Origin of the sequence: Amycolatopsis halotolerans, from assembly GCF_042647905.1 — a bacterium.
Taxonomy (GTDB): Bacteria; Actinomycetota; Actinomycetes; order Mycobacteriales; family Pseudonocardiaceae; genus Amycolatopsis; species Amycolatopsis halotolerans.
The window spans coordinates 25934-37735 of record NZ_JBHRWI010000027.1; the positions used below are offsets into that span (position 1 = coordinate 25934).

The following is an 11802-nucleotide window of genomic DNA, read 5'->3' on the forward strand; positions in this document are numbered from 1 at the left end:
CTCCTGCTCTCAGGTGCCGCGGTGCACCTCCGCGCCCAGGTTAACGCTCGTTCGCACGCGGGCCGGAGTGTGTCGCCTCACCCGCTTCTCGTCGCGAGGAGTATTCGGCCTCGACCGCTTCCGTTAGCACTCAGGTCAACTCCGGCTGTCACCTTCAGCACTATGAGCTCAGCTCGGATCGTGGTGGTAGGGACGGGATACGTCGGATTGACCACGGGGGCTTGTCTCGCGAGCCTCGGGCATCGCGTCACCTGCGTGGACGTGGACGTGGCGAAAGTGAACCGGCTCTCAGCGGGCCGCGTGGACATCCTCGAACCAGGACTGGCCGAATTGGTCTCCCGCGGACTGGCGAACGGACGGCTGTCGTTCGTCGTCGGCGCGCGGGAAGCCGTTCGCGGCGCGGAAGGGGTCTTCCTCTGCGTGCCGACGCCGATGGGCGCGGGCGGGTCCGCGGATTTGCGTGCGGTGGAGGCGGTGACCGCCGAGATCGGCGACGTGCTGCCCGCCGGCTGCGCGCTGATCACGAAGTCGACGGTGCCGGTCGGCACCGCGAAACGGATCAGCGCGATGGTCGGCCGGGACGACGTGCCGGTGGTGTCCAACCCGGAGTTTCTGCGCGAAGGCACTGCGGTGCAAGACTTCCTGAACCCGGACCGGATCGTGGTCGGGTCGGACTCGCGCGCCGCGGCCGCGTGGGTCGGGCAGCTGTACGGCGATCTCGCCGCACCGATCGTGGTCGCCGACGCGGCCAGCGCGGAACTGGTCAAGTACGCGGCGAACTGCTTCCTCGCGCTCAAACTGTCCTATGTGAACTCGATCGCCGAACTGTGCGAACGGCTCGGCGCGGACATCGACCTGGTCACCGAAGGAATGGGTTACGACCGGCGCATCGGCCGCACGTTCCTCAAGCCTGGCCCCGGATGGGGCGGTTCCTGCCTGCCCAAGGACACCAGCGCGCTGGTCAAGGTCGCCGAGTCGGTCGACTACGACTTCCGCATGCTGACCTCGGCGATCGACGAGAACATCGCCCAGCGCGACCGCATCGTGGCGAAGATCGCCGGCGCCTGCGGCGGAACTCTGGCCGGTGCGCGGATCGGCGTACTGGGCTTGGCGTTCAAGGCGGGCACGAACGATCTGCGCGATTCCCCCGCGCTGGCAGTGTCTTCGGTGCTGGGCGCGCTCGGCGCGGAGATCACCGCGTACGACCCGGCGGTGTCCGGCGGCATCGCCGGGATGACCGTCGTGGACGATCCGTACCAGGTCGCCAAAGACGCGGATGTCGTTGTGGTGCTTACCGAATGGGCCGAGTTCCGCAACCTCGACTGGGTGGCGATCGCGGACGCGATGGAAGGCGACGACGTCGTCGACACCCGGAATCTGCTTGACCCGGGGATGATCCTCGACGCGGGATTGTCGTGGCAGGGCGTGGGCCGTCCGCGCGCGGCCCGGCGGCGGGTTCCGGTTTCCTGATTGGAGATCCGCTTCCGCTGCGTTATAGTCGTCGGCGGCATCGCGTGTCGGTCACCGGCTGGGTGAGACATGGAGGTGCTGGAATGCCTTCTGGAGGCATTGCTTCGTGTCCCTCTCTCTTGAGCTGAATCACCTGATGGTCCCGTCCCGGAACAACCGGGAATCCGCCGAATTCTTCGCGAACCTGCTCGGTTTCGACATCGGCGAGGAATGGGGCCCGTTCATCCCCGTCGAAACCAGCAACGGCGTACGGCTCGACTTCGCCACGGTCCCGGACGGCGATCGCAGGCTGCAGCACTACTGCTTCCTCATTCCGGAAGACGACTTCGACGCGTTTTTCTTGCGCCTGAAGGAAACCGGGGTTGACTACCACGCCGGGCCGGGCGGTCAGGGCCCCGGCGAGATCAACCACAACCACGGCGGACGCGGCGTGTATTTCCTTGACCCGGGCGGAAACGGGATCGAGGTCATCACGCAGCCGTACGAGCCGGAACGGAAACGTCCGGCGAGCTGGTAAGTCCTTTGTAGACAGCAGGCGGGCGGGTCACAGCGGAAGCGAGGCCCACCCGCCTCCTGCGGCCAGCAGGGTCCGGACGCCTTCCGCGTGGTCGGCGAAAGCGGCCAGGTCGGCGTGCAGCAGCGCGGCGCGTTCGGAGTCAAGCGGATCCGAGTCGTCGCGCCACAGTCCGAGCGTCCAGTTCGCGGCAAGGATCATCGAGCGCACCAGCCCGGCGACCGCGGAGTCGGGCTGGTCGTGCGCGGCGAGAATCTCGTCGCACGCGGTGAAGCAGCGTTCGAGGCCGCGGACGGCTTCGGCGGGCGTGCCGTCCCAGTCCGGTCCCGGCCAGGCGCACGAGCCCAGCGCGAGCCACAGCTGCCAACCGGCGGTCAGTTCGGCTTCGTCGCGGGGCGTCCAGTGCGCGGCCATCCCTTGAGTGTGCGCCCCGGCGGCCGGTTTGCCGCCGGGGTTTTGGCCGAGGTCACGTGCGTGGCTGTTCCCACAACCAGAACTCGATCCCCTGGTCGTCGGCACAATCCGCCGTTCGGCCGTACGGCGGGTTCTCCACCTCGCCCGCCCGGCCGCCCTGCTCGCGCACCCGGCCGAGCGCGGCTTCGAGGTCGTCGACGGCGAACATCAGCTTCCACCCGGTCTGCAGTTCTTGCCCGCCCCACAGCCCGCCGGGCAGGCCGTGGCCCTCGATGCGCCACGCGGTCGGCAGGCTGCCCTGGTTGAACTGCCAGCCGAGCACCGCGCCGTAGAACGCCTTGGCCCGGACCTCGTCGGGCACCTGGAAGGTGAAGTACCCGGCCTCGCCGTGCCGATACGTGCGTTCCCCGGGCGTTTTCGCTTGTGGCGCGGCCTTTCCGACCAGCCAGCGCTGACCGTACGGGTCCTTGATCACGCCGTTCAGCCCGTAGCCGCGGTCCTCGACCGGACGCAGCAGTTCCGCGCCCAGCTCCACCGCCCGCCGCGCCGCACCCTGCGGGTCGGGCACCTCGACGCGCACCATCGCGCCGCCCTCGGGAGCCACGACATTGCCCAGCTCGGGGAACTCCTCGGCGAACATCAGCACGCTGTCGCCGATGTCCAGTTCGGCGTGCCCGACCCGGCCGTCGTCCATCACGATCGGCTCGGACCGGCGGCGCGCGCCGAAGACCTCGACGTAGAAGTCGAGCGCGGCCCGGGCGTCGGTCACGACCAGGTACGGCGTCAGCGCACCCGCTTGTGCGCGCTGAGGCGTGGTTTCGGTGGTGGTCATCTCCGCTCCGTTCAGGATCAGACGGCGGAGGTCGTCCCGCAGCTGCTCGGCGAAGGCCGGATCGGGATCGGCCGGAGTCGAGGGCAGCGCGAGCGCGTCGAACGGTTCAGCCATCACGTCCCTCCTTCTCCTGGTAGCCGCGGCGGAACGCGGTCTTGGCCCGCGTCAGCAACGCCTCCGTCGCGTGGATGGTCCGGCCGAGGTGCGCGGCGACGTCGCGAACCGGAAGGCCGTCGACGTACCGCAAGGTGAGCACTGCCCGATGCGGGACCGCCAGCGTTTCGAGCACCTGCCGCGCGCGCAGGGCGTCGAGCTGTTCGTCCCAGGGATCCTCGACGTCGCATCCGGCGTCGTGCACGAGCCGAAGCCCGCGCTGTTCCCGTTCGGCGCGCCGCCAGTGATCGGCCAGTTTGTGCCGGGCCACCCCGATCAACCAGGGCGTGCTCACCGGCGGCGCGTGCTCCTTGCGGCAAGCGGCGACCGCGCTCAGGAACGTCTCGGACGTCAGTTCCTCCGCCAGCACGCGGTTGCCGCACCTCGCGAGCAGGTAGCCATAGACCTCCGGCAGGGCCGTCTCGTAGAGGCCGAGCAGCGCGAAGGCCGGGTCTGGCTGCACCCGAGGTTCCGTCACATCTCCATCGTCGTCCGGGAGCGGGGTTTTCCGTCGGTCGAATTTCTCAGCGCGGGTCGGGCAGCTTCCGCGCCAGCCCGGACACCAGCAGCGCCAGCACCGCCAAGATCCCGATGACCAGCACAAACGCGCCTTGGTAGCCCATCGCGCCGGGCACGCTCAAGCTGGCGAAAAGGCTGCCGAGCACCGCGACGCCCAGCGCCAGCGACGTCTGCTGGGTCGTGGTCAGCACGCCGCCGCCGACACCCGCCAGGTCGGCGGGCACTCGCGAAAGCACCACCCGGAACAGCGTGCTCATCGCGAGCCCGTTGCCGACGCCGATCAGCACCATCGCCGGGGCCAGCTGCCAGATCGACAGGTCGGGCCAGTCCAGCAGCGCGGTCCCGGCGAGCGCGAGCAGGCCGACGGTGAGGATCAGCCCGCCGATCGGCACGATCTTGCGGCCGAACCGGGCGACCAGGTGACTGCTGACCAGCGAGGTCGTGAAGTACGCGACGGCCATCGGGGTCAACGCCAGTCCCGCGCCGAGCGGACCGAGGTGCAGGCCGTTCTGCAAGGTCACCGCGTAGACGAACATGAACGAACCGAAGGCGCAGAAGAACGGCACCGCGACGGTCAACCCGTGCCGCACGCTCGCGGTGCGCAGGAGCGCTGGCGGCAACAGCGGCGTGCCGCCCGCGGCTTCCAGCTTCCGCTCCACCCGGGCGAAGCCAACCGCGGCGAACGGGAAGAGCACCAGCAGCGCGATGCTCCACCACGGCCAGCCGAGCGCGCGGCCTTCCATGATCGGGATCAGCAGCGACAGCAGCGAAACGGCCAGCAGCACGGTGCCCCAGCGGTCGACGCCGAGCGGGTTGCTCGCCCGGCTGTCCGGCACCGTGCGGCGCGCGATCAGCAGCCCGATGATCCCGATCGGCACATTGACCAGGAAGATCGGCCGCCAGCTCAGGTCCCACACGTTGGCCGCCACTAGCGCACCGCCGAGCAGCTGCCCGACCACGGTGGCGATGCCACCGGTCGCGCCGAAGAGGCCGATCGCGCGGGAACGGCGTTCGCCGGACGTGCCGGCCTGGATGATCGACAGCACCTGCGGCAGCAGCATCGCCGAAGCCGCGCCCTGCGCCATGCGGGCGATGACCAGGGTGGCGGCATCCGGGGCGACGCCGCAGGCCAGCGAGGTGAGCGTGAACAGAGTGAGACCGAGCAGGAAGAGCCTGCGGCGGCCGAAGGTGTCGCCGAGCCGTCCGCCGAGCACGAGCAGCACCGCGTACGCGATGCCGTAGCCCGCGACGACGAGTTCGAGGGTCGCGGTGGACGCGCGCAGGTCGGCATCGATCGTGGGCAGGGCGACGTTGACGATGAAGAAGTCGATGATCGGCAGCGCTGCCCCCAGCAGCACGGTGATCAAGCCGGCGGACGTGAGTCCCGTCCGCTCCGGCGTCCCGACGGCAGCGGTGGCCGTCGTCGGGGCAGGGGTGGTAGTCGTCATGAGTACTACGTTCCGCCGCGCGAGACCCTGGTACCAGGTGTGCTTTTATCCTGGTACCACGACTACCTGGTAACAGGGTCGGCGGTGTGCTTACCTGGTATTCGTGACCACTGGCATCGAAGACCGCCTGCGCCGGACCGAGCTGGGAGAGTTCCTTCGCAACCGGCGCGGCCGGATCACGCCCGAGCAGGTCGGCCTGCCGCTCAGCGGCCGCAGGCGCACGCCGGGGTTGCGTCGCGAAGAGGTCGCGCAGCTCGCCGGGGTGGGCGTCACCTGGTACACGTGGCTCGAACAGGGCCGCGACATCAACGCGTCCGAGCAGGTGCTCAGCGCGATCTCCCGCACGCTCCGGCTCGACCCGCACGAGCACGTGCACCTGTTCACCCTGGCCGGCGCGCCGGAGCCGGTGACGGAGAAGAAGCACTGCTCCGCGATCACGCCGTCGATGCACGACATGATGGTCCAGCTGGAGCCGTTCCCGGTCGCGGTCCGCAACGCGCGCTTCGACGTGCTCGGCCACAACGCCGGCTACAACTGGCTGATGGGCGGCGTCGACGCGATCCCTTACGAGGAACGCAACACGCTCGTGCAGTGCCTGCTCAATCCGCAGTGGAAAGAGCGGATGGTCGACTGGGAACAGAACGTGCCGCGGATGGTCTCGTCCTTCCGCGCGGCGATGGCCGAGCACGTGGGCGAGCCCGGCTGGAAGTCGCTGGTCAAACGGCTTCGGGCGGAGTCGCCGTGCTTCGACGAGCTGTGGAGCCGCCACGACGTGAACACCGAGCTGGCCAAGAGCAAGCGGTACCTGCACCCGGACGCGGGCCTGCTGACGTTCGACTTCACCTACCTCTACGCCGGCCGCCGCTCGGAAATCCGGATGTCGGTCTACACCCCGGCGAACGACGAGACGCATGCGAAGCTGCGGGAATTCGTGCCGACGACGCGGTAGCGCAGGTGGGTCACGCTCTCGCCGGGGACGATGTCCGGCTCGCCGAGGCGCACCGGGCCCAGGCCGAACTCGCCGAAGAACGGCACCCCGCCGCCGAGCAGCACCGGCACCAGATCGATCCGCAACGCGTCGAGCAGTCCGGCAGTCAAGCACTGTCGCGCCATCTCGCCCGCGTTCACGCCGACGTCGCGGCCGTCGGCCAGTTCTTTCGCCCGCGCCACCGCGACCTCGATGCCTTCGGTCACGAAGGTGAACGGCGAGTCCTCCCATCCGGCAGGTGGTTCGTGCGTCACCACGACCACCGGCACGCCGAACGGATGCGTGCCGCCCCAGCCCGAGGTCAGGTCGAACAGCCGCCTGCCCACAAGCAGCGCGCCGGTCGATTCCAGCTGCGCGCGCACGACCTTCGCGCTGGCCGGGGACATGCGCAGCGCGCGTCCCGGCTGCGCGGTCGGCACCTCCTCGGTGCCGTTGCCCGTCCAGCCGAAGAGCAGATCGAACCCCGATTCGCCCGGTCCTGCCACGAAACCGTCCAGCGACATGCTCGCCCCAGCCACTACCTCGCCCATCACCGTCTCCTTTTTCGCCGTTTGACCAGTGAACGGAGCCGTCCGGGAGTTCTCGACATACCGCGCCGCGCGTAGCCCGAGCCCGCGCTTCACAACGGACGCGCCCGGCCGCCTTCCCCGGTAGTTTTCGCACCATGCACTACTGGTGGCGGGCGCGGAACCTGTGGTTCGGGCGGGTGTTCCGGACCTTCGTGGTGCTCGCTTTCGTGCTCGGCGGCTCCAGCGCGTCCGGCCGCTGGCAGCACGCGCCGCATCCGCTGAGCCCGCTTGGCGCCGCGTGGCTGGCCGCGACCGTGCTCACCCTGCTGCTCGTCCACCGGTACCCGCTGCCGCTCTTCGTGCTCACCGCGGCCTCGGCGTACGCGTACTACCTGTCGCCCGAACCGGGCGGGCCGGTGATCATCGTCCCCACTGTCGCGCTCTTCGTGCTCACGCGGCGGAAGGGCCCGGTGGTCGCTGGGTGCACCGGCGCAGCTGTCCTCGCGGCGGCCTACGTCGTCCACATCATCCTGGCGCAAACGTTTGCGGTCAGCGCCTGGGCACTGTTCGCCGTGGTCTGGATGGCTGCCGTGATCGGCATCGCGACCGCGGTCCGGTTCCAGTTCGCGGCTGTCGCTGCCCGGCGCGAGCAGGCCGACGAGCACCGGCACCGGATGGCCGAGCAGGAGCGGCTCCGCATCGCTCGCGAGGTGCACGACGTCGTCGCGCACAGCCTCGCCATGATTAACGTCCAAGCGGGCGTCGCCGCGCACGTCGCGGATCGGCGGCCGGAGGAGGCGAAGGAGGCGCTGCTCAACATCAAGGCGGCCAGCGCGTCCGCGCTCAACGACCTCCGTGCGACTCTCGCCGTGCTGCGTTCCGGCGAGAACCGCGCGCCCGCGCCGAGCCTCGCGCAGGTCGAAGAGTTGCTCGACCACGCGCGCGCCGCCGGGCTGGCAGTCGAACTGCACGGCGAACCCGGCGAACTGCCCGCGCCGGTGGACGGCGCGGCGTACCGGATCCTGCAGGAGTCGCTCACCAATGTCGTCCGGCATGCCGACGGGGCTCAGCGCGTCGAGGTCCGTTTCGAACGGAGGCCGGGCACGCTGGTCCTGGTCGTGCGCGACGACGGCCGCGGCACCGTCCAGCCGACGCCCGGGCACGGGCTGCGCGGCATGCGGGAACGCGCGACCGCACTCGGCGGCAGTGTCGAGGCGAGCGTCACCGGGCAGGGTTTCCAGGTGCGGGCGGAACTGCCCGTGGAGGGGGAGAAATGACCATCCGCGTCGTACTGGCCGACGACCAGGCCCTGGTCCGCGCCGGATTCCGGCTGCTGCTCGACACCGAGGACGGCTTCGAGGTGGCCGGCGAGGCGAGCGACGGCGAGCAGGCCGTCGCGCGGGCGGTCGAGCACCGGCCGGACATCGTCGTGATGGACATCCGGATGCCCGGCACCGACGGTCTCGAAGCGACCCGCCGGATCACCTCGCACCCCGAGCTCACCGGGGTGAAAGTGCTGGTCCTGACCACTTTCGACGTCGACGAGTACGTCTACGAGGCACTCCGCGCCGGGGCCAGCGGCTTCCTGCTGAAGGACACCGAGCCGGTCGAACTCCTGCACGCGCTGCGCGTCGTCGCGGCGGGGGAGGCGCTGCTCGCCCCGACCGTCACGCGCCGGTTGATCGCCGAGATCGTCGGACGGCCCGAGCACCGGCGGATCGACACCTCGGCCGTGCGGGAGGTGACCGAACGCGAACGCGAGGTGCTGGCGCTGGTCGCGGGCGGGTTGTCGAACGACGAAATCGCCGCCCACCTGGTGATCTCCACGGCGACGGCGCGGACGCACGTCAGCCGCATCATGACCAAGATCGGCGCTCGCGACCGAGCGCAACTGGTGGTGCTGGCGTACGAATCCGGCCTCGTCACCCCGCGCCGCGGCTCGCACGAATGAGCTAAGCCAGGAGTGTGAGTTACGCCGTGTCGGTGAACGCCCTCCCACCCTCGCACGCCCTACAGGCAGAGCATCACTCAGCGAGGGGTGTGGCGGAAGGAGTCCCGGTGGCGTGGGAGATCGTCTTGGTCGCCGCGCTGGCCCTGGTTTTCCTGGTCCGGCTGGTAGCGCAGCTCCGGCGGAGCTGACGGCCGCCGACGCGGAGGCATCGGCCGGCGCGCAGGCGGTTCGGCGGTGCGGTCGACGCCTGATTCGGCGGCGGGACGCGCCCGGTGCGCGCCGCCATTCGCCCGAGGTGTCATCGTGCGCGGCTGGTCAGCGCGCGGAGGCTCGTTCGGCGGCGGAGCGCCATTCCTCGGCATCCGCCCGTTCGGCACCGGACGCGGCCGAGGCGCCGGACGACGCGGTGGCGTCGGTTCGGCGGGAATCCTCGGGATCTCGAGGGTCACTTCGGAGTCGTCGACGAGCTGAGTCTTTTCCCCCGGCGTCTCGACTGGCGGCGGAGGCGGGGGTTCGGGCGTTTCCGGTGCGGGCGGAGGCGGCTTCGGCCGATGCGACAGCCGCCGCGCCAGCGAGTGGCTCGGCCGTTCCACGAACCGGTAGCTGAGCTCGACCACCCCGAACACCGCCGGGATCACGATCAGCAGCGCGATCGGCAGCGGCACCGCCGGGCGCAGCAACTGCAGCAGCACGAACGTGACCAGCATGTGCAGCAGGTAGATCGAGTAGCTGCGCTCGGACAGCATGGTCCAGATCTTGCGCTGTTTCAGCCGGTCCTCGGCGAACATGCCCATCAGGAAGCAAGCGACGGCGAAAGCCAGCGCGAGGTTGTACGAGCTGTCCACCCGGCCGACGTCGATGACGTCCGCCAGCACGTAAAGCGACCACGCGCAGCCGCCGTATAGCGCACCCGTCCACAGCGGGATCTGCTTCTTGGTCGTCGCCCAGACGATCTGGCCGATCAGCATCGCGGGCAGGTACGAGACGTTCACCGCGAACAGCGACCACGACGGCCCGAACTGCGACCGGCTCATCATCACCACGAAGATGAACGTCAGCTCCACCGCGATCCCGAGCCACACCCACCGGCGCAGCAGCGGCAGCACCGCCATCAGCAGCAGGTAGAAGATGACCTCGACGATCATCGTCCAGGCCACCGGCACCAGCACGACCTGCGGGAAGATCAGGTAGTTGGCCAGCGTGGTGTTGGTGAAGACGGTGAGCGGGTTCAGCGTCTGCGCCTGGCCGGTTGACGGCGGGTGCAGGTTCACCAGCAGCAGGAACACTGTCAGTGCCACCACGAACAGCATCGGCGCGTACACCCGGATGAACCGGTTGAGCGCGAATCGCCCGGTACCCTGGCGCAGCGCGATCGGCGTCACGACGAAACCGCTGACCAGGAAGAAGAACGGCACCGCGATCTGCCCGATGCCCTGCTTCGACATGTGCATCGGATCGCTCGTGAGCGCCTCGATGAAGTCGACGTACGGGGCTTTGTCGTTCTTCGCGATGATCCACGGATGGGCGATGTGGCTGTAGAAGACCAGCAGCGCGCCGAGGCCGCGACCGATGTCGATGAAGACGATCCGGGTTTTCTTCGGCGGCGCGGGCGACGACTCGGCCGAGGCAGCGGAATCCGGCTCGGCCAGCGTGATCACCCCCGTCTTCCGCTACCGACAACCTCGTGAAGGCTACCGCCTCGCACCCCCGGCCCGGAGGTACTCCCCGCAATTGGCGGTAAGCGGGGGATAAGTCACAACACCCGTTCTGGCCTCGGATTATGCGGTCGGCAGGTACGATCAGGCAGGAATTCGTCCGGTTTCGCGCTAGCTAGTTCAGGAGTTCGGGGAGCGTGCAGCAGTCCAGTCTCGACGGAGCCGTCGAGCGTTCGCCGACCCTGCGTGCCGCGTTCCGCCAAGCCGCCCCGGCGATCAGCCTCTACCTGCTGTTCCAGATCGTCGCGTTCGGCGTGCTGTGGATGATGAGCTGGAAGGCCGACGTCTCGCCGGGCCGGTTCATCGACAACTTCGACGCGAACTGGTTCCTGTCGGTCGCGCAGCACGGCTACGACCAGCCGATCACGCTCGGCACCGACGGCTTGCCGGTCGAAAACAGCCTGGTGTTCTTCCCGCTTTACCCGGCGACGGTGGGGTTGCTGACGCTGGTCGGGATCCCGCCGCTCGTGGCCGGGATGACGATCTCGCTGCTGGCCGGATGCGCGGCGGCGTGGGGCTTGTTCGTGCTGGGCCGCGACCTGGCCGGACCGCGCGTGGGCCTGCTGGTCGCCGTGCTCTGGTCGATCGGGCCGGGTTCGACGGCGCTGCATCTGGCGTATTCGGAATCGCTGCTGATGGCGCTCGTGGCCTGGACGTTCGTGATGCTCGCGCGGCGCGAATGGCTGGTGGCGGGCGGGTTCGCGGTGCTGGCCGGGCTGACCAGGGCGAGTTCCGGCGCGTTGATCGCCGCCGTTGGCATCGCCGCGCTCATCGCGGTTTTCCAGCGGCGCGACGGCTGGCGGCCGTGGGTCGGCGGGCTGCTCGCGCCGCTCGGCCTGCTGGGCTACCTCGGCTACGTCTGGATCCAGACCGGCCGCCCGGACGGCTGGTTCTGGCTGCAGAACGCCTGGCAGATGCACTTCGACTTCGGCGTCTTCACCTGGACCCAGGTCCGCGACGGCCTCACCTCGGACGACGCCAGCTGGATCACCGTGACCGCGCTCGTCGTGCTCGCCGCTGTGGTGCTGCAGTTCTGGACCTGGGCGACAAAGCTGCCGTTGCCGTGGCAGATCTACGGCACGCTCACCGTGGTGATCGCGCTGTGCTCGTCGAACTTCTTCCAGTCCCGCGCGCGTTTCCTGCTGCCGGCGTTCGTGCTGACCGTGCCGGTCGCGCTCATGCTGGCGAAGCTGCCGAACCGGGTGCTGGCCGTGCTGCTGCCGGTGCTCACCGTCGGAAGTGCTTGGTACGGCGCGTTTTTGCTGACCATCGCGCACGTGGCGCCCTGA

Annotated in this window: 12 protein-coding genes; 6 read left to right on the forward strand and 6 right to left on the reverse strand. The window is 69.4% G+C overall.

The features are described from left to right. Window positions 1-162: 162 nt before the first annotated feature. Together ACFORO_RS22130 and ACFORO_RS22135 are read left to right on the forward strand one after the other, a co-directional pair. A complete protein-coding gene (locus ACFORO_RS22130; RefSeq protein ID WP_377874123.1) occupies window positions 163-1470 on the forward strand; it encodes a UDP-glucose dehydrogenase family protein in 1308 nt (435 codons plus the stop codon). Window positions 1471-1576: 106 nt separating this feature from the next. Further along, the gene (locus ACFORO_RS22135; protein ID WP_377874122.1) at window positions 1577-1987 is read left to right on the forward strand and encodes a VOC family protein; all 411 of its coding nucleotides are present in this window, start codon (window positions 1577-1579) and stop codon (window positions 1985-1987) included. A 27-nt stretch (window positions 1988-2014) separates the two neighbouring features. Here ACFORO_RS22135 and ACFORO_RS22140 read toward each other — a convergent pair whose 3' ends face one another. From ACFORO_RS22140 to ACFORO_RS22155, 4 genes are read right to left on the reverse strand one after another with little or no spacing between them, the layout of a single operon-like run. After that, the gene (locus ACFORO_RS22140; protein WP_377896624.1) at window positions 2015-2398 is read right to left on the reverse strand and encodes a hypothetical protein; all 384 of its coding nucleotides are present in this window, start codon (window positions 2396-2398) and stop codon (window positions 2015-2017) included. 52 nt (window positions 2399-2450) lie between these two features. Beyond that, entirely contained in the window at window positions 2451-3344 is an 894-nt protein-coding gene (locus tag ACFORO_RS22145) for a VOC family protein (RefSeq protein ID WP_377874120.1), read from the reverse strand. Next, entirely contained in the window at window positions 3337-3861 is a 525-nt protein-coding gene (locus tag ACFORO_RS22150; RefSeq protein WP_377874119.1) for an RNA polymerase sigma factor, read from the reverse strand. Before ACFORO_RS22150 ends, ACFORO_RS22145 begins: the two co-directional genes overlap by 8 nt. A gap of 46 nt (window positions 3862-3907) precedes the next feature. Continuing rightward, entirely contained in the window at window positions 3908-5350 is a 1443-nt protein-coding gene (locus ACFORO_RS22155) for an MFS transporter (protein WP_377874118.1), read from the reverse strand. Between the two features lie 103 nt (window positions 5351-5453). Here ACFORO_RS22155 and ACFORO_RS22160 point away from each other — a divergent pair, with 103 nt between their 5' ends. Continuing rightward, a complete protein-coding gene (locus ACFORO_RS22160; RefSeq protein WP_377874117.1) occupies window positions 5454-6299 on the forward strand; it encodes a helix-turn-helix transcriptional regulator in 846 nt (281 codons plus the stop codon). Here ACFORO_RS22160 and ACFORO_RS22165 read toward each other — a convergent pair. After that, window positions 6236-6868, reverse strand: coding sequence for a dihydrofolate reductase family protein (locus tag ACFORO_RS22165; protein ID WP_377874116.1), 633 nt, complete (start codon window positions 6866-6868; stop codon window positions 6236-6238). The two genes, ACFORO_RS22160 and ACFORO_RS22165, sit on opposite strands and share 64 nt — an antisense overlap. A 134-nt stretch (window positions 6869-7002) precedes the next feature. Here ACFORO_RS22165 and ACFORO_RS22170 point away from each other — a divergent pair, with 134 nt between their 5' ends. Together ACFORO_RS22170 and ACFORO_RS22175 are read left to right on the forward strand one after the other, a co-directional pair. Beyond that, window positions 7003-8124 (forward strand): sensor histidine kinase, encoded by a 1122-nt coding sequence (locus ACFORO_RS22170; RefSeq protein ID WP_377896625.1) that lies wholly within the window; start codon window positions 7003-7005, stop codon window positions 8122-8124. Continuing rightward, complete coding sequence (locus ACFORO_RS22175) at window positions 8121-8798, forward strand: response regulator (RefSeq protein ID WP_377874113.1); 678 nt, start codon at window positions 8121-8123, stop codon at window positions 8796-8798. Before ACFORO_RS22170 ends, ACFORO_RS22175 begins: the two co-directional genes overlap by 4 nt. Before the next feature lie 77 nt (window positions 8799-8875). On the opposite strand, the gene ACFORO_RS22180 is transcribed toward ACFORO_RS22175, so the two are convergent. Beyond that, window positions 8876-10456: an acyltransferase family protein gene (locus ACFORO_RS22180; protein WP_377874112.1), complete on the reverse strand. Its 1581-nt coding sequence runs from the start codon at window positions 10454-10456 to the stop codon at window positions 8876-8878. Between the two features lie 194 nt (window positions 10457-10650). Between ACFORO_RS22180 and ACFORO_RS22185 the strand changes: the two genes are divergently transcribed. Then, window positions 10651-11802, forward strand: a complete 1152-nt coding sequence (locus tag ACFORO_RS22185) for a hypothetical protein (RefSeq protein WP_377874111.1) — start codon at window positions 10651-10653, stop codon at window positions 11800-11802.